This window comes from Streptomyces sp. NPDC001970, from assembly GCF_053594115.1.
This window is the reverse complement of sequence record NZ_JBSFDW010000008.1, coordinates 98,117-115,076: the sequence shown is the minus strand read 5'-3', so window position 1 is coordinate 115,076 and position 16,960 is coordinate 98,117. Positions and strand designations below refer to the sequence as shown.

General features: G+C 70.4%; 14 protein-coding genes and 1 tRNA gene. 13 read left to right on the top strand and 2 right to left on the bottom strand.

Annotated features, from left to right (window positions below):
- Positions 1–197: 197 nt before the first annotated feature.
- The 6 genes from eno to ACWCP0_RS12885 all read left to right on the top strand — a co-directional run bounded on the left by eno (position 198) and on the right by ACWCP0_RS12885 (position 6,935).
- Positions 198–1,484 carry a phosphopyruvate hydratase gene (eno, locus tag ACWCP0_RS12910; protein ID WP_451078862.1) on the top strand — a complete coding sequence of 429 codons (1,287 nt, stop codon included), beginning with the start codon at positions 198–200 and terminating at the stop codon, positions 1,482–1,484.
- A 79-nt stretch (positions 1,485–1,563) separates the two neighbouring features.
- Positions 1,564–2,028, top strand: coding sequence for an FtsB family cell division protein (locus tag ACWCP0_RS12905; protein ID WP_451078861.1), 465 nt, complete (start codon positions 1,564–1,566; stop codon positions 2,026–2,028).
- A gap of 43 nt (positions 2,029–2,071) precedes the next feature.
- On the top strand, positions 2,072–2,599 hold the full coding sequence (locus ACWCP0_RS12900; protein WP_451078860.1) for a DUF501 domain-containing protein: 528 nt from the start codon (positions 2,072–2,074) through the stop codon (positions 2,597–2,599).
- Between the two features lie 112 nt (positions 2,600–2,711).
- Positions 2,712–3,626, top strand: coding sequence for a Ppx/GppA phosphatase family protein (locus tag ACWCP0_RS12895; protein ID WP_451078859.1), 915 nt, complete (start codon positions 2,712–2,714; stop codon positions 3,624–3,626).
- Between the two features lie 369 nt (positions 3,627–3,995).
- Positions 3,996–5,375, top strand: coding sequence for an NAD(P)/FAD-dependent oxidoreductase (locus ACWCP0_RS12890; RefSeq protein WP_451078858.1), 1,380 nt, complete (start codon positions 3,996–3,998; stop codon positions 5,373–5,375).
- A 225-nt stretch (positions 5,376–5,600) separates the two neighbouring features.
- Complete coding sequence (locus ACWCP0_RS12885) at positions 5,601–6,935, top strand: class I SAM-dependent methyltransferase (protein WP_451078857.1); 1,335 nt, start codon at positions 5,601–5,603, stop codon at positions 6,933–6,935.
- A gap of 71 nt (positions 6,936–7,006) precedes the next feature.
- Here the strand turns inward: ACWCP0_RS12885 and ACWCP0_RS12880 are convergent, their stop codons facing one another.
- Both ACWCP0_RS12880 and ACWCP0_RS12875 read right to left on the bottom strand, forming a co-directional pair.
- A complete protein-coding gene (locus ACWCP0_RS12880) occupies positions 7,007–9,541 on the bottom strand; it encodes an ABC transporter permease (RefSeq protein ID WP_451078856.1) in 2,535 nt (844 codons plus the stop codon).
- A gap of 45 nt (positions 9,542–9,586) precedes the next feature.
- Complete coding sequence (locus ACWCP0_RS12875; protein ID WP_451078855.1) at positions 9,587–10,357, bottom strand: ABC transporter ATP-binding protein; 771 nt, start codon at positions 10,355–10,357, stop codon at positions 9,587–9,589.
- A gap of 400 nt (positions 10,358–10,757) precedes the next feature.
- Between ACWCP0_RS12875 and ACWCP0_RS12870 the strand changes: the two genes are divergently transcribed.
- The 7 genes from ACWCP0_RS12870 (at position 10,758) to ACWCP0_RS12840 (ending at position 16,960) form a co-directional block, all read left to right on the top strand.
- Positions 10,758–10,842, top strand: a tRNA-Leu gene (locus ACWCP0_RS12870).
- Positions 10,843–11,329: 487 nt separating this feature from the next.
- On the top strand, positions 11,330–11,479 hold the full coding sequence (locus ACWCP0_RS12865) for a hypothetical protein (RefSeq protein ID WP_451078854.1): 150 nt from the start codon (positions 11,330–11,332) through the stop codon (positions 11,477–11,479).
- 96 nt (positions 11,480–11,575) lie between these two features.
- Positions 11,576–12,487: a hypothetical protein gene (locus ACWCP0_RS12860; protein ID WP_451078853.1), complete on the top strand. Its 912-nt coding sequence runs from the start codon at positions 11,576–11,578 to the stop codon at positions 12,485–12,487.
- Positions 12,484–13,920, top strand: a complete 1,437-nt coding sequence (locus ACWCP0_RS12855; RefSeq protein WP_451078852.1) for a peptidoglycan-binding protein — start codon at positions 12,484–12,486, stop codon at positions 13,918–13,920. Before ACWCP0_RS12860 ends, ACWCP0_RS12855 begins: the two co-directional genes overlap by 4 nt.
- The gene (locus ACWCP0_RS12850; RefSeq protein WP_451078851.1) at positions 13,917–14,654 is read left to right on the top strand and encodes an ABC transporter ATP-binding protein; all 738 of its coding nucleotides are present in this window, start codon (positions 13,917–13,919) and stop codon (positions 14,652–14,654) included. The genes ACWCP0_RS12855 and ACWCP0_RS12850 overlap by 4 nt, the downstream gene beginning before the upstream one ends.
- Positions 14,651–16,048 (top strand): ABC transporter permease, encoded by a 1,398-nt coding sequence (locus ACWCP0_RS12845; RefSeq protein WP_451078850.1) that lies wholly within the window; start codon positions 14,651–14,653, stop codon positions 16,046–16,048. The genes ACWCP0_RS12850 and ACWCP0_RS12845 overlap by 4 nt, the downstream gene beginning before the upstream one ends.
- 411 nt (positions 16,049–16,459) lie before the next feature.
- Positions 16,460–16,960 (top strand): SigE family RNA polymerase sigma factor, encoded by a 501-nt coding sequence (locus ACWCP0_RS12840; protein WP_451078849.1) that lies wholly within the window; start codon positions 16,460–16,462, stop codon positions 16,958–16,960.

Below are 16,960 nucleotides of genomic sequence, written 5' to 3'. Positions count from 1 at the left end.
CCCCCGTACGCTCCCCCGCAGCCCTGCGGGCGCGGGAGGTGCCCCCAGGCCGGGGTTTCTGTCTGTTTCCTTCCCTTTTTCGTCCCACGGGGCGGGCACCGACCGGCCGATGCCCCCGGGCCGGATAGGCTCATGTCGCAAGGCCGAAGCGACCCTGCACCGCTTGCGTCACATTCAGCGTCACATCCCAGAAGGAGATGCTCGTGCCGTCCATCGACGTCGTCGTAGCCCGGGAAATCCTGGACTCCCGAGGCAACCCCACGGTCGAGGTCGAGGTCGGCCTCGACGACGGCAGCACCGGCCGTGCTGCTGTGCCCTCCGGCGCCTCCACCGGTGCGTTCGAGGCCATTGAGCTCCGTGACGGAGACCCGAACCGCTACCAGGGCAAGGGCGTGGAGAAGGCCGTCCTCGCCGTCATCGAGCAGATCGGCCCCGAGCTCGTCGGGTACGACGCCACCGAGCAGCGCCTGATCGACCAGGCGATGTTCGACCTGGACGCCACCGACAACAAGGCGTCCCTCGGTGCCAACGCCATCCTCGGCGTCTCGCTGGCCGTCGCCCACGCCGCCTCCGAGGCCTCGGACCTCCCCCTCTTCCGCTACCTGGGCGGCCCGAACGCGCACCTCCTGCCGGTGCCGATGATGAACATCCTGAACGGCGGCTCGCACGCCGACTCCAACGTGGACATCCAGGAGTTCATGATCGCCCCGATCGGCGCGGAGTCCTTCTCCGAGGCGCTGCGCTGGGGCACCGAGGTCTACCACACCCTCAAGAAGGTCCTGAAGGAGCGCGGTCTCTCCACCGGTCTCGGTGACGAGGGCGGCTTCGCCCCGAACCTGAACTCGAACCGCGAGGCCCTCGACCTCATCCTCGAGGCCGTCAAGCAGGCCGGTTACGCGCCCGGCAAGGACATCGCCCTCGCGCTCGACGTCGCCGCCTCCGAGTTCTACAAGGACGGCAAGTACCTCTTCGAGGGCAAGGAGCGCTCCGCCGCCGAGATGACCGAGTACTACGAGGAGCTCGTCGCCGCGTACCCGCTCGTGTCGATCGAGGACCCGCTGTTCGAGGACGACTGGGCCGGCTGGAAGGTCATCACCGACAAGCTCGGCGCCAAGGTGCAGCTGGTCGGCGACGACCTGTTCGTCACCAACCCGGAGCGCCTCGCCCGTGGCATCGAGGACGGCGCCGCGAACGCGCTGCTGGTCAAGGTCAACCAGATCGGTTCGCTGACCGAGACCCTGGACGCCGTCGAGCTGGCCCAGCGCAACGGCTTCAAGTGCATGATGTCCCACCGCTCCGGCGAGACCGAGGACGTCACCATCGCCGACCTGGCCGTCGCCACCAACTGCGGCCAGATCAAGACCGGCGCCCCGGCCCGTTCCGAGCGCGTCGCCAAGTACAACCAGCTGCTGCGCATCGAGGAGATCCTCGACGACGCGGCGGTGTACGCGGGCCGCAGCGCCTTCCCGCGCTTCAAGGGCTGACACCCCCGCTTCCGTACGTCCCCGCACCCGGTCCCGTACCGTGTGCGGGGACGTACGTACGTAATGGGGAGGCGCGCACATGGCCCGGGACCGGTTCTCCACCGCGACCCGACTGCGGCTGCTCGGCGAGCAGACCGCCGCCCGCGTCTACCGCTCGCAGAACCGCCGCCAGGCCCGCCGCTCCCGGCTCACCGGCCGGGCGGCCTTCCTCGCGCTGGTGGTCTGCTCTCTGATCGTCGCGCTCGCGTACCCGATGCGGCAGTACGTGTCGCAGCGGAACGACATCGCCGAGCAGGAGCGGCTCGCCGCCGCCGCGCGCGTACGCGTGGAGCAGCTGCGCGACGAGAAGGCGCGGCTGCAGGACGACGCGTACATCATGCGTCTGGCGCGCGAGCATCTGCACATGGTCCTGCCGGGCGAGACGGGCTACACCGTGATCGACCCGCGGGCCGGCCGGCAGCCCCGCGCCGAGGACGGCGGCGCCGCCCGTCCCTGGTACTCGAACGTATGGGACGGCGTCGACCACGCGGACGCGGGCCGCTAGCGAAGTCACGAAAACGAACGAAGAGACGTACGGACACATATATATGGACACGCCCCCTCCCACGACGGAGCACACCCCGCCCACCGAGGCGGACATCACGGCGTTCGAGGCCCAGCTGGGCCGGCCGCCGCGCGGTCTGCGGGCGATCGCCCACCGCTGCCCCTGCGGCAACCCCGACGTGGTCGAGACGGCCCCGCGGCTGGAGGACGGCACGCCGTTCCCGACGCTGTACTACCTGACCTGCCCGCGGGCGGCGTCCGCGATCGGCACCCTGGAGGCGAACGGGGTCATGAAGGAGATGACCGAGCGCCTTCAGGCCGACCCCGAGCTGGCGGCGGCGTACCGGGCGGCGCACGAGGACTACATCGCGCGGCGCGACGCGATCGAGGAGCTGAAGGGCTTCCCGAGCGCGGGTGGCATGCCGGACCGCGTGAAGTGCCTCCACGTCCTGGTCGGCCACTCGCTGGCGGCGGGACCGGGAGTGAACCCCCTCGGCGACGAGGCGATCGCGATGCTCCCGGAGTGGTGGGCGAAGGGCCCTTGTGTCGCGCCGGACGCGGACGAAGCCTGAGAAGTCCCCCCTCGCCCCCTCCCGTGGCGCTGCCCCAGACCCCCGGTACCGCCCGGTGGGCCGTGTGCCCGTCCGTAATCGCCGGACGGGCTCGGAATCCCAAGGAGCCCCCATGACCCGCGTCGCCGCCGTCGACTGCGGCACCAACTCCATCCGCCTGCTCGTCGCCGACGCCGACCCTGCCACCGGCGAACTGGCCGAGCTCGACCGCCGGATGACCATCGTCCGTCTCGGCCAGGGCGTCGACCGCACCGGCCGCCTCGCGCCCGAGGCGCTGGAGCGCACCTTCGCCGCCTGCCGCGAGTACGCCGAGGCGATCAAGGGGTACGGCGCCGAGAGGGTCCGCTTCGTCGCCACCTCCGCCTCGCGCGACGCCGAGAACAGGGACGACTTCGTCCGGGGCGTCCTCGACATCCTGGGCGTCGAGCCCGAGGTGATCAGCGGCGACCAGGAGGCCGAGTTCTCCTTCACCGGCGCCACCAAGGAGCTGCCCGGCCACGAGGAGCGCCTGGTCGTGGACATCGGCGGCGGCTCGACGGAGTTCGTCGTCGGCCACGACCACGTGGAGGCCGCCCGCTCCGTGGACATCGGCTGCGTACGGCTGACCGAGCGGCACTTCCGCAGCGATCCGCCGACCGCCGCCGAGGTCGCCGCCGTGCGGGCCGACATCGCCGCCGCGCTCGACCTCGCCGGAGAGACCGTGCCGATCCGCGAGGCGCAGACGCTCGTCGGCCTGGCCGGTTCGGTGACGACCGTCGCCGCGATCGCGCTGGGCCTGGAGCGGTACGACTCCACCGCCATCCATCACTCCCGGATCTCCCGCGAGCAGGTGGCCGAGGTGACCCGCCGGCTCCTCTCCTCCACGCACGACGAGCGTGCCGCGATCCCCGTGATCCACCCCGGTCGGGTGGACGTGATCGGCGCCGGGGCGCTGGTCCTGCAGGAGATCATGGAGCGCATCGGCATCGCCGAGGTCGTGGTGAGCGAACACGACATTCTGGATGGAATCGCCTGGTCGATCGCCTAGCGCCGCCGCCTCGGCATCCCGCCGCGAAAAACTTCGTGAAGTTCTTCACAAGGAAAGGGGCCCGGTTGGCCGTCGAATGTGTCCTTCGACGGCCCTCCGGGCCTCTTTTTGTGCCCAACTCCGCCTGTGGGCCCACGGTCCGGCATGTGCCGGACGTGTTACGTACACATGAAGCGGGGCGGTGGTTCACCTTGCGCGCATGGGATGGGGCCAGCTCAGGCGGCCTTGGCAACGTCCTCCGTTACACCGTGGTTCCCCTGGCCTGCCATGACCTCGGTCACGTGGGCGGCGGAGTGTAGCAGAAGGTCCGAGAGTGCTTGTGAAGGGGCTCACGAGCGACCCCCTCCGGCGGGGTGGATACTCGATGGCATGAGCACCACGGAGCGTCCCAGGATCCTCGTAGTAGGCGGTGGGTACGTAGGCCTGTACGCAGCTCGTCGCATTCTGAAGAAGATGCGGTACGGGGAGGCGACCGTCACGGTCGTCGACCCGCGGTCGTACATGACGTACCAGCCCTTCCTCCCCGAAGCCGCCGCCGGCAGCATCTCGCCGCGGCACGTCGTCGTCCCGCTGCGACGCGTGCTGCCCAAGGCAGAGGTACTCACCGGCCGGGTCACCACCATCGACCAGGACCGCAAGGTCGCCACGGTCGCGCCGCTCGTCGGCGAGGCCTACGAGCTGCCTTTCGACTACCTGGTGATCGCGCTCGGCGCGGTCTCCCGCACCTTCCCGATCCCCGGCCTCGCCGAGCAGGGCATCGGTATGAAGGGCATCGAGGAGGCCATCGGCCTGCGCAACCACGTCCTCGAGCAGCTCGACAAGGCCGACTCGACGACCGACGAGGAGGTCCGCCGCAAGGCGCTGACCTTCGTCTTCGTGGGCGGCGGCTTCGCCGGCGCGGAGACCATCGGTGAGGTCGAGGACCTGGCCCGCGACGCGGTCAAGTACTACAGGAGCATCAAGCGCGAGGACATGCGCTTCATACTCGTCGACGCCGCGGACAAGATCCTTCCCGAGGTCGGCCCGAAGCTCGGCAAGTACGGCAAGGCGCACCTCGAGGGCCGGGGTGTCGAGATCTACCTCAACACCTCCATGGACTCCTGCGTCGACGGCCACGTGGTGCTCAAGAACGGCCTGGAGGTCGACTCCAACACCATCGTGTGGACCGCCGGCGTGAAGCCGAACCCGGCGCTGGCCCGTTACGGCCTGCCGCTCGGCCCCCGCGGCCACGTGGACACCCAGGCGACCCTCCAGGTCCAGGGCACCGACTACATCTGGGCCGCCGGCGACAACGCCCAGGTGCCGGACCTCGCGGCGCGCAAGGCCGGCGTCGAGAACGCCTGGTGCCCGCCGAACGCCCAGCACGCGCTGCGCCAGGCCAAGCTCCTCGGCGACAACGTCATCTCAGGGATGCGCGGCTTCCCGCAGAAGAACTACGAGCACGCGAACAAGGGTGCGGTCGCCGGTCTCGGCCTGCACAAGGGCGTCGCGATGATCGTCATGGGCAACGTCAAGATCAAGCTCAAGGGCCGGCTCGCCTGGTACATGCACCGTGGCTACCACGGCATGGCCATGCCGACCTGGAACCGCAAGATCCGCGTCTTCGCCGACTGGACGCTCGCGATGTTCCTCAAGCGCGAGGTCGTCTCGCTCGGCGCGATGGAGTCGCCGCGCGAGGAGTTCTACGAGGCCGCCAAGCCGGCCCCGGCGGTGGCCACGTCCGCGCCGGAGAAGGCCAAGGCCTCCTGACCCGGCCGGCACGGCCGTAGCACTCCGCAGTACCCGAAGTCCCCGAAGGGGCCGTCCGCCATCCGTGGTGCGGGCGGCCCCTTCGGCGTTCCCGTTCGCCGGGAAACATGGTGAAGACATCTATTTTGCCGTCCATTTGCGTGCTCAGGGGACTGCATCGAAACGCCGACGGTGTTTACGTGGTGTTGGGCATTTCCGGAAACCGTCATCACGGAGGTGTGCGCCATGGCCGATGCCGCATCGCGGCTCACCACTCTCGCCGAGACCCTGCTGGGGGCGCCGCCCCCGGTCCGTATCCGCGCCTGGGACGGGAGCGAAGCAGGACCTGCCGATGCTCCCGTCCTCGTCGTCCGCCACCGGCGCGCCCTGCGCCGGATGATCTGGAAGCCCGGTGAACTCGGTCTCGCCCGCAGCTGGGTGGCCGGGGAGATCGACGTCGACGGGGATCTGTACGAGGCCCTCGACCGGATCGCCGGGCTGCTCTGGGACCGTGGCCCCGACGAGGGCCCCGGCTTCCATCCGGTACGCGATCCACGGCTGCGCGCCGCGGCGAAGGAGCTGCTCGAGCTGGCCGGGCCCCGGGCCTGGCTGCCGCTGCCTCCGCCTGCCGAGGAGGTCCGCAGGCGTCAGGGCCCCCTGCACACCAGGGGCCGCGACCGGCAGGCGATCAGTCACCACTACGACGTGGGCAACGACTTCTACGAGCTGGTGCTCGGCCCGTCCATGGTCTACTCGTGCGCCTACTGGGACGACGGGGACGACCAGGACGGCGGGGACGGCGGGACACTGGAGGACGCCCAGCGCGACAAGCTCGACCTCGTCTGCCGCAAGCTCGCGCTGAAGGAGGGCGACCGGCTGCTGGACGTGGGCTGCGGCTGGGGCTCGATGGCGATCCACGCGGCCAAGGAGTACGGCGCCCAGGTCACCGGCATCACGCTGTCGCGCGAGCAGGCCGCGTACGCCCGTAAGCGCGTCGCCGAGGAGGGCCTGACCGACCGTGTCGAGCTCCGCGTCCAGGACTACCGGGACGTCAAGGACGGGCCGTACGACGCGATCTCGTCCATCGGTATGGCCGAGCACGTCGGCTCCGAGCGCTACCGGGAGTACGCCGATGTCCTGTACGGGCTCCTGAGGCCCGGCGGCCGGCTGCTGAACCATCAGATCGCCCGCCGCCCCGCGCCGGACGAAGAGGCCTACCGCGTGGACGACTTCATCGACGCGTACGTCTTCCCGGACGGGGAGCTGGCGCCGCTCGGCAGGACCCTGTCGATCCTGGAGGAGGCCGGTTTCGAGGCGCGGGACGTCGAGTCGATCCGCGAGCACTACGCCCGCACGCTGCGGGCGTGGGTGACCAATCTGGAGTCCGGCTGGCAGCGGGCGCTGCGCCAGGTCTCGCCCGGGCGGGCGCGGGTCTGGCGGCTGTACATGGCCGCGTCCGCCGTGTCCTTCGAGCGGAACAGGATCGGGGTCAACCAGATCCTGGCGGTGAGGACACCCGAGGGAGGCGTATCAGGGATGCCGCTGCGGGCGCGCAGCTGGAGTGAGCCCGAGCGCCGCTGATCCGGACGCGAAGCGGAAGGGCCGGGCTTCCCCGCCACGGGGGAGCCCGGCCCTTCCACGTCGGACCGCGGCTACTCGGTCTTGATCGCGTTCAGCATGTTCAGCCTCGCGGCGCTGCGGGCCGGCCACATCGCGGCCAGTACGCCCACCAGCGCGGCCACCACCAGGAAGAGGGTGATCCGGTCCCAGGGCAGGACCAGCGCATAGCCCGGGATGCTCGACCTGAAGGTCTCGCCGATCGCCCAGCCGAGGAACGAGCCGAGGCCGACGCCGACCAGCGCTCCGAAGACCGAGATGACCACGGCCTCCAGGCGGACCATCCGCTTCACCCGGCGCCGGTCGAGACCGATCGCGCGCAGCATGCCAATTTCGTGCTGACGTTCGAAGACCGACATCGCGAGGGTGTTGACCACACCGAGGACCGCGATGATCAGGGCCATCGCGAGCAGGCCGTACATGATGTTCAGCGCGATGTTGATGAAGCCGCCGAACTGGTCGCGGATGTCCTGCCGGTCCATCACCGTGATGGCCGGGTTGTCGCCGAGGGCATCGATCAGCGCCTTCTCGTTCGCCAGGGTCTGACCGCCGTCCGTCTTCACGTAGATCTGCGGGATGAACGGCTTCACCTGGTGGGGGTTCACCACCTTCGTGTCGACGAGGACGGGCGAGAGGAACTCGCTGTCCTTGAAGACCGCGCCGACCGTCAGGGTGCCCTTCTTGTCGTCGCTGAAGGTGACGGGGACGCTGTCGCCGACCTTCCAGCCCTTGCCCTTCGCCGTCTTCTCGGCGACCGCGATCCGCCCCTTGGCCAGCGTGTCGAGGCTGCCGCTGACGGTCTCGACGTTCAGGACCTGCTCGATGGCGCCCGGCGTGACCGCCGACGCCGACACGAAGTCGTCCTTCTCGAGCTCGAAGTGGACGGCCTGCTGCGGCGAGACCGCCGTGACGCCGTCGGCCTTCTCCAGCGCCGTCAGTGCGGACTGGTCGAGGGCCCCGCCGTTCGCCATCGAGACCATGTAGTCGGCCTTGATGTTGTCCGTGGTCATCTTGTCGACGGCCCTGCCGACCGTGACGCCGAGCACCGACAGACCGGTGACCAGGGTCAGCCCGATCGCCAGGGCGGATGCGGTGGCGCCGGTACGGCGCGGATTGCGGACCGCGTTCTGGCCGGCCAGCTTGCCGGAGATCCCGAAGGGGCCGACGAGCAGCGGACGCACCAGCGCGATGACGGGCCGGGACAGCAGTGGGATCAGGATGATGACGCCGATCAGCGAGAAGAACGCGCCCGCCCCGATGAGGATCCGGCCGTCGTCGCCCGCGACGGACGCGCCCGCCACGATTCCGGCCGCCCCGAGCCCGGTGATGACCGCACCGATGGAGTTGCGCAGCACCAGCGACTTGGTGGTGGCCACCGCGTGCACGCTGTTCATCGCCGCCACCGGCGGGATCTTCGCGGCCCTGCGGCCCGGCAGCCAGGCGGCGAACATCGTGATCAGCACGCCCACGCCGAGCGCGGCGAGCACCGGCGTCGCCGACAGGACCAGCGGCCCGCCCGGCACCTTCATGTCGAAGGCGGCCATGCCCGAGCGCAGCCCGATCGCCAGACCGATGCCGAGGACGAAGCCGATCACCGAGGCGACCGCGCCGACCACCGCGGCCTCGATCAGCACGGAGCGGGTGATCTGCTTGCGGGACGCACCGACGGCACGCATCAGGGCGAGTTCCCTGGTGCGCTGGGCGACCAGCATGGTGAAGGTGTTGGAGATCAGGAAGACGCCGACGAAGAGAGCGATGGCGGCGAAGCCCAGGAGCATCTGCTTCAGGGCGCCGAGGCCCTCCTCGATGTCCCGTGCCTGCTCGTCCGCGATCGCCTGGCCGGTCCTGGCCTCGGCGATGTCCGGCAGCAGCGGCTCGACCGCGTCGAGGATCTTCGCGTCGTCGGCGCCGGGGGCGGCGGTGAGGCTGATGTCCCGGTAGTAGCCGGGCTTGAGGTACTGCTTCTGGGCGACGGCGGTGTCGAAGAGCACCAGGCTGCCGCCGGCGTTCACGGCGCCGTCCTTGGTGGTGAAGATGCCGCTGAGGGTGAACTCCCGCACCGGCCCGTTGGTCGCGACCCGCACGCGGTCGCCGACCCGGTACTCGCCCTTGGCCGCGGAGGCCTCGTCGAGGGCGATCTGATCGGCCTTCAGCGGGCCCGAGCCGTCGGTGAACGTGTAGGCGGGGTCCTTGCCGTCCTTGCCGGGGGCGAAGTTGGAGCCCTTGTTGGACCAGCCGACGCCGATGAGCTTGCCGTCGGGGTCGGCGACCCCGGCGAAGCCGTCGACGCGGCCGTACGCGGCGCCGACGCCGTCGAGCCTGCTCAGCTTGTCGAGGGTCTGCTGGGAGAGACCGGGTTCGGCCTTGGGGTCGTTCTCGTCGGCGTACGAGGTGACGGCGACGGCGACGTTGTCGTAGCTCTTCGCGGACTGGTTGCGGAACGCGTGGGAGAGGGTGTCGGTGAAGACCAGGGTGCCGGAGACGAACGCCACGCCGAGCATCACGGCGAGTACGGTCATCAGCAGCCTGGCCTTGTGCGCGAGCACGTTGCGCAGGGCGGTTCGGAACATGGTGTCAGTGATTCCTGAGGTGGAAGTCGTGTGGGGAGCCGGGGCTCAGCTGGTGCGGCCCTTGGCGTCGAACGCCTTCATGCGGTCCAGTACGCCGTCAGCCGTGGGGGCGAGCATCTCGTCCACGATCCGGCCGTCCGCGAGGAAGATGACGCGGTCCGCGTAGGAGGCCGCCACGGGGTCGTGCGTCACCATGACGACGGTCTGGCCCAGCTCCCGTACCGAGTTGCGCAGGAAGCCCAGGACCTCGGCGCCGGAGCGGGAGTCCAGGTTTCCGGTCGGCTCGTCACCGAAGATGATCTCGGGCTGCGAGGCGAGTGCACGGGCGACGGCGACGCGCTGCTGCTGACCGCCGGACAGCTGGGCCGGCCGGTGGCTGAGCCGCGCGGACAGTCCGACCATGTCGATGACCTGCTGCAGCCACTGCTTGTCGGGCTTGCGGCCCGCGATGTCCATGGGCAGCGTGATGTTCTCGAGCGCCGTCAGGGTCGGCAGCAGGTTGAACGCCTGGAAGATGAATCCGATCTTGTCGCGGCGCAGCTGCGTCAGCTGCTTGTCCTTGAGCGAACCCAGCTCGGTCTCCCCGATCCGCACGGAGCCGCTGCTGAAGCTGTCGAGACCGGCCACGCAGTGCATCAGCGTGGACTTGCCGGAGCCCGAGGGCCCCATGATCGCGGTGAACTCGCCCTGCCGGAAGTCCACGGTGACCCGGTCGAGGGCGACCACCTGGGTCTCGCCCTGTCCGTAGACCTTGGACAGATCCATGGCGCGGGCGGCCACCGAGGTGGCGCGGTGGGCGATGGGGGTGGTGGTCACGAGACGACTCTCCTGTCACGGCGTTCTTCGGGGACCACCCCATCGTGCTGCCCGCCAGGCGCCGGATCGTCCGTCCCGGAGCCCGTTCCCGGGGCCCTCTCGGGTCTGACGGCGCGGCCCGTCCGTCCTCCTTTGGTATGACGGCGTCCCCCGGATGCCCTCGGGGTGCCGCCGGTGTCCCCGGCGCGGGGACGGGGCGGCGGCGGGGCGGCGACTTTCCGTCATTCCCGGGTACGGGGCCGGGCCCGCGAGGGCCGGTCCAGGGCAGGTGGAAACTGCCGGTTACCTGGGCTGACATACCCTCAGGAGTCAATAAAATAAGACAACATCGGGTCGGTGTTCCGCTGTTCGAGGGATCTGCCCGGATAGGCTCATGTGCCAACGCAGAGCCGCGCGCCAAGCCCGGATGGTGGAATGCAGACACGGCGAGCTTAAACCTCGCTGGCCTTCGGGCCGTGCCGGTTCAAGTCCGGCTCCGGGCACCAGACTGCATCCACGGTGGGGCCCGTACGGGAGCGCCGCAGTCGGAGCGGTTCGACGATGAGGTCTCGGCGGAGGTCTTCAGAGGGGCCGTCGACGACCACGGACAGCAGTGGCGGTCCGGCTGGGTGAAGGGCAAGGGGCACATCGACCCGACGGCCGGCGACGACGAGTGGTTCGTGTTCGCGACGTATGCGCGGGAGTCCGTGAGGAATCGCACCGGTGTGGAGGCCCGGTACCACGACGCGATCATGAAGGAGCTGGAGACCTGCATCCTGCCGGCCTCGCGTACGGCGACGTCAGGTCTGTGGAGCACTTCCCCGAGCCACGGTGAGCGCCTGGGTCGACCATGGCCGTCACGAAGGTGTGGCGCGGTTCGACACACAAGGACATGAGCCCGAAGACGCTCAAGAATCTCCACGGCCTGCTGTCGAGCATCCTCCGCGAAGCGACGCTCGAGGAACCTCCGCTGCGCGCCCGAACCCGTGCGACGTGGCGAACCTTCCTTACCTCGACGACGAGGACGAGGACGATGAGGACATGAGCTTCCTCCTGCCGGAGGAGGTGCCCGCGCGCCGCGCCCTGCACCGCGAACCCCAATCAGTGACGTATGTCACATCTGGCTCGGAGGCTCTGCCCTGAGCGGGGGTCCACCGGGTTGAGGAAGTCGACGGGGTGTTTCGCCCCCACGGCCATGTCCGATCGACACGATGGAACGATGTGACTCCCCTTCTCAAGATGCGTAGTGCCCTGCCGGTTGCCGCTGTGGCCGGTGTGCTGGCGCTCGCCGGGTGCTCCCAGGGCGGCAACAACTCCGTCGGCCCCGAGGCGGCCTCCTCCGCCGGCGGCGCCTCTGCCACGGCAGCCGCCAAGAACGGCGTGCTGACGATTCCTCAGGACGCGGATGAGGAGACCAAAAAGCAGTACGTGTACCAGAACGCCCTCGCCGCCTGCATGCGGGCGAAGGGCTTCACCTACACACCGCACGTGGAGGACGACGAGGTCACGCAGCTCCCGATCGACGGTCAGGACTACGACGCAACGAAGGAGTACCGGGGGAAGTACGGGTACGGCGTCGCCTACGCCCCGGTTGTCTACCCGAACGACCCCAACGTCACCGGCCCGGAGGTGGAGCCGAATCCCGACCAGGCGTATCGGGACGCGCTCTCCCCGGCACAGCGGCAGGCCTACGAAAAGGAATTGGGCGGCGCGGCACTCGTGAACGGAAAGAAGACGGAGCTCCCGGGCTGCTACAAGGACGCGCGGGTGAAGGCTTACGGGCCGGAGAAGTCCAAGGCCGAACTCGAACGTGAAAGCGCCGCCGCCGCGGAGAAGGATCGCGCGGCGCAGCAGGCCCTGGACGGGGACCCGCAGCTGGTGTCGCTGGCGCAGGAATTCGCGTCCTGCCTCCGCAGTGAGGGGATCGCCGTCACCACCACGCAGCCGACCTCCATCGGGGACATGGTGAAGTTCCAGGTGAACAACCCGGCACTGGCGGACGGCTGGGACAGGGGGGACAAGGAGACCGCGAGGGCCAAGCTCGCCCAGGAGATCAATATCGCCCTGAAGGATCTGGAGTGCGGCAAGGAGTTCCGGGCCGCGTACTTCCCGAAGCTGGCCAAGAACCCCTTCGTCGGAGTGGGCGGATGAGCCGCCTCCGGAGCGGTCCGGCGCGCCGCAGCAGGCAGGTTGCCATCATCGTCGGCGTGGTGGCCGTGGTCGGCACGGGCGGCTGGTTCACCGGTATGCAGATGCAGTCCCCCGCTGATGCCGCGGCCGCGCACCAGCCGCCGAAGGCCGGCCCGGTGACGGTCGCGGTGGCGCGGCAGAAGCTGACCGCGACCGTGGTGGCCCAGGGTGAGGTGAAGTTCGGGGCACCGCAGGGCATCTCGCTGTCAGGTCCCGTGGGCTCCTCCGGGGACGACGAGACCGCCCAACGGGTCACCAAGCTGCCGACCGAGGGGCAGACCCTCGACGAGGGCAGTGTCCTGATGCAGGTCAGCGGCCGCCCGGTGTTCGTGCTGCGCGGCTCGGTGCCGATGTACCGCTCCCTCGGTCCGGGCGGTTCGGGCGACGACGTCCGGCAGTTGCAGAGCGCCTTGCGCAGGATCGGCCACGACCCGGGTGCCGTGAGCGGGAACTACCGGGAGGGCACTGCGGCTGCGGTGGGCCGCTGGTACGAGAGCAAGGGCTACGAGCCGCAGAGCCCCAGCGTCGCCGACCGGCAGCAGCGCGCCGATCTGGAGTCGGCGGTGTCGACGGCCCAGCTGGAGCTGGTTCAGGTGCAGTCGGGCGGGGGCGACGGCGGTACGGCGTCCGCCCCGTCCGCCGAAGCCGAGGCCCTCCAGCTGCGCTCCGCCCGGCAGCGACTGGACCAGGCCAATGCGGCCCTGAACGCGTTCAGGGTCACGTACGGCACCAAGGTCCCGGCGGGTGAGGTGGTCTTCCTGCCCGACCTGCCGGTCCGTGTCGACAAGGTCAAGGTGAAGCTCGGCGACTCCCTGGACGGCGAGGTGGCCACCGTGACGAGCTCCGACGTGGTGGTGCAGGCCACGGTGCCCGGAGCGGACAGCGCCGCACTGCGCAAGGGCATGGAGGCGCGGATCGAGACGCTGGACGGCCGCGAAGTCCGCGGTGTCGTGTCACGGGTCGGCGGTGTGGGTGCCGCTGCCGGCCAGGGTGGGGACAAGGACGGTGCCGGGTCTGACGGCGGCGACGAGCCCGGCGCCGCGACAGGCGACGGCGGAACGGGCGACGAGACCGGCGCCGAATCCGGCCCGGCCGATCCCACGGCACCGGTGCCGTTGGAGATCTCCGTAGCCGACCCCGGACCGCTCAGGAACCAGTCGGGTGGCGTCGCCAAGGTGACCATCGAGGTGGGCGCCTCCAAGGGATCCGTCCTGGTGGTGCCCGTGGCGGCGGTCCGCACCTCCGCCGACGGGAAGGCCCGGGTGCAGGTGCGGCGCGACGGCAGGACCGTCACCGTCCCCGTCACCGTCGGGCTCGCCGCCGCCGGCCTCGTCGAGGTGACCCCGGACGGCGGTTCGCTGGACGAGGGTGACCAGGTGGTGGTCGGCCAGTGAGGCGACGGCCCGCGGCGGCGGTCACGCCAGAGGAACCGCCGGACGCGGACACCGTGATCGAACTCCGCGCGGTCGGCCGGACCTTCGACTCCGACCCGCCCGTGCACGCACTGCGCGACGTGGACCTGACGGTCCACCGAGGGGAGCATCTGTCGATCGTCGGCCCCTCGGGGTCGGGGAAGTCCACGCTCCTCAACACCCTGGGCCTGCTGGACCAGCCCACGTCGGGGAGCTACTGGCTCGACGGCGTGCTGACCAACGCCCTCGGCGACCTGGAGCGCACCGCGCTGCGCGGAAGCCGTATCGGTTTCGTCTTCCAGTCCTTCCACCTGCTGCCGTACCGGACCGTGGACGAGAACGTCATGCTCGCCGAGACGTACCGGGCCCCCCGGCCGGGCCGCGGGCGCCGCACCCGGGCCGAGCGTGCCCGGGAGACCCTTGCACGGGTCGGCCTCGGGCACCGCCTCGGCTTCCTGCCCGGTCGGCTGTCCGGCGGCGAGCGGCAGCGGGTGGCCATCGCCCGTGCCCTGATGGGCGAGCCGGCCCTGCTCCTGTGCGACGAGCCGACCGGCAACCTCGACAGCGAGAACACCGAGTCGGTGCTGGCGCTCTTCGACGAGCTGCAGTCCCAGGGCATGACGCTGCTGGTGATCACCCACGACGACTCCGTCAGCCGGCGCGCGAGCCGGCGGGTACGGATCCGTGACGGCCGGCTCAGTCAGGAGAGCGCATGAGGAGTCGTACCCGTTCCGTCGAGGACCCGGGGGCGCAGCCGACCGCGCCGGGCATCGAGCACCAACCCGTGTGGCCCGAACACCCCATGGACGGTGTGGACGCGGGACAGCCGCCGGAAGCCCGGGCCACGCGACGCCACCGCGCCGAACACCGCCGGTCGCGCCGCCGCGACCAGCCCGAACGCCCGCGGATCGACCCTCGCGACCTGTGGTCGGAGGCGCTGGCCGGAGTGCTCGCCCGCCCGGTGCGCTCGGTACTGACGACGCTGGGCACCGTGCTCGGCATCGGCACCCTGGTGATCACGATCGGCGTGGCATCGACGGCGGCGAACCAGATCGTGGGCCGGTTCGACGCCCTCACCGCCACCTCGGTGAGCGTCACGGTGCCGTCCCCGCGGCCGGGCTCGGACGACCCCCCGCTGGTGGACTGGTCGGGCGTCGGAGCGGTCGAGCGCCTCGCCGGAGTCGTGTCGGCCGAGGCGCTCGCCGGCTCCGACGGCACCGCGAACGTACAGGTACGGGCCAACGACGTGGTCGCGCCCGGGGAGCTGACCTCACAGACCCTGGCCGTCGTCGCGGCCGGCCCGAACCTGCCCGCGGCGGTCCGCGGCACGATGGTCACCGGCCGCTTCTACGACGCGGGCGACATCGCCCGCCACGACCGGGTGGCGGTCCTCGGGGACCAGGCGGCCCGGCTGCTCGGCATCGGTGATGTCCGGGACGCGCCCGCCGTCTTTTTCCAAGGCCAGTCGTTCACCGTGATCGGCGTGCTCGGCGGCTTCCAGCGCGAGCACCGCCTGTCCACGTCGGTGATCCTGCCGCCGACCACGGCGGCGGACCGGATGGGCCTGGCGAACGTGACCCAGGTACTGGTCAACACCTCCCTCGGCGCGGCCGGGCAGGTCGCCCGGCAGGCGCCGATCGCCCTCTCGCCCGGACACGAGGACGGTCTCACCGTGGTCTCACCGCCCGACCTGTCCAAGGCCAGGAAGGGCGTCCAGGGCGACGTCAACGGGCTGTTCCTGGTGCTCGGGCTCGTCTCCCTCATCGTCGGTGCCATCGGCATCGCCAACGTCACCCTCGTCACGGTGATGGAACGCATCGGCGAGATCGGGCTCCGGCGGGCCCTCGGCGCGTCCAGACGCCAGGTGGCCGGCCAGTTCCTCGCGGAGTCGACCACGATCGGCCTCCTCGGCGGAGTCATCGGCGCGGCCCTCGGCATCGTCGTCGTGGTCTGCGTGGCCGGCGTCAAGGAATGGACCCCGGTACTGGACCTGCGCCTCGCCCTCGGTGCCCCGGTGGCCGGCGCCCTCGTCGGACTCCTCGCGGGCCTCTACCCCTCACTGCGCGCCGCCCGCATGGAGCCCGTGGACGCACTGCGGGCACCCTCATGACCCGCCACGCACGAGGCACCCGCCACGCACGAGGCCCGGTCCACAGCCCTCCGCCCGGGTGGCTGCCGCAACACCTCGATTCGGTGAATGCGATGGACTTCCAGGAACACCTCACCGCCCGCAGTCCAAGGGGGGAGCCGCGAGACCGGAAGACACAGGTCCCGCTCATTCAACGAGACCTGGCAGGTGTGTGCGCAGGGGACGGATGTCACAGCGGCGTCACCGGTGAGGAGAGGGCCTGGGATCCCACCGACCAGTCGGTGGAACCGCTGTGGGGGTCGACTGTCGAAGCGGACGCCGAGCTTCGGAACTCTGTGATGTGTGCCACGTCGGGCAACGTCTCTGGTGTGCGAACTGGTTCAGGTTGCGTGAGAGCACCCGGCGCACATAGACGGACGGTACGAGGACGGCATGCGGAGCGGTTGGACGGAGTTCGAGGAGTTCGTGGCCCAGTGCGGACCGCGGCTGCTCCGCTCGGCCTGGCTGCTCACCGGCGACCGGCACCTCGCCGAGGACCTGCTGCAGACGGCCCTGGCCAGGAGCTGGCCCAAGTGGCGGCGCATCCGCGACGAGCAACCCGAGGCCTACGTGCGGCGGGTGATGATGAACGTGCACGCCTCCTGGTGGCGGCGGCGCTGGCGGGGGGAGGTGCCGCACGCGTCGCTTCCCGAGTTCGCGGTGCCGCGGGACCGGTACGGGGAGGTGGATCTGGAACGTACGGTGCGGCAGGCGCTGCGGCGCCTGCCGGCCCGGCAGCGGGCCGTGGTGGTGCTGCGGTACCTGGAGGACCGCAGCGTGGAGGAGACCGCGGCGCTGCTGAACTGCTCCGCCGGAACGGTCAAGAGCCAGGCGGCCAAGGCCTTGCGTACGCTGCGCGGCACTCTGCCGAATCCCGTCGGTCTGCGGAGGTGA

Excerpts from the sequence above, each read along its gene's own strand:
- ACWCP0_RS12860 (WP_451078853.1), top strand. The coding sequence starts at position 11,576 with ATGCGTAGTGCCCTGCCGGTTGCCGCTGTGGCCGGTGTGCTGGCGCTC.
- ACWCP0_RS12890 (WP_451078858.1), top strand. The coding sequence starts at position 3,996 with ATGAGCACCACGGAGCGTCCCAGGATCCTCGTAGTAGGCGGTGGGTAC.
- ACWCP0_RS12855 (WP_451078852.1), top strand. The coding sequence starts at position 12,484 with ATGAGCCGCCTCCGGAGCGGTCCGGCGCGCCGCAGCAGGCAGGTTGCC.
- ACWCP0_RS12885 (WP_451078857.1), top strand. The coding sequence starts at position 5,601 with ATGGCCGATGCCGCATCGCGGCTCACCACTCTCGCCGAGACCCTGCTG.
- ACWCP0_RS12905 (WP_451078861.1), top strand. The coding sequence starts at position 1,564 with ATGGCCCGGGACCGGTTCTCCACCGCGACCCGACTGCGGCTGCTCGGC.
- eno (WP_451078862.1), top strand. The coding sequence starts at position 198 with ATGCTCGTGCCGTCCATCGACGTCGTCGTAGCCCGGGAAATCCTGGAC.
- ACWCP0_RS12900 (WP_451078860.1), top strand. The coding sequence starts at position 2,072 with ATGGACACGCCCCCTCCCACGACGGAGCACACCCCGCCCACCGAGGCG.
- ACWCP0_RS12895 (WP_451078859.1), top strand. The coding sequence starts at position 2,712 with ATGACCCGCGTCGCCGCCGTCGACTGCGGCACCAACTCCATCCGCCTG.
- ACWCP0_RS12880 (WP_451078856.1), bottom strand. The coding sequence starts at position 9,541 with ATGTTCCGAACCGCCCTGCGCAACGTGCTCGCGCACAAGGCCAGGCTG.
- ACWCP0_RS12840 (WP_451078849.1), top strand. The coding sequence starts at position 16,460 with ATGCGGAGCGGTTGGACGGAGTTCGAGGAGTTCGTGGCCCAGTGCGGA.
- ACWCP0_RS12845 (WP_451078850.1), top strand. The coding sequence starts at position 14,651 with ATGAGGAGTCGTACCCGTTCCGTCGAGGACCCGGGGGCGCAGCCGACC.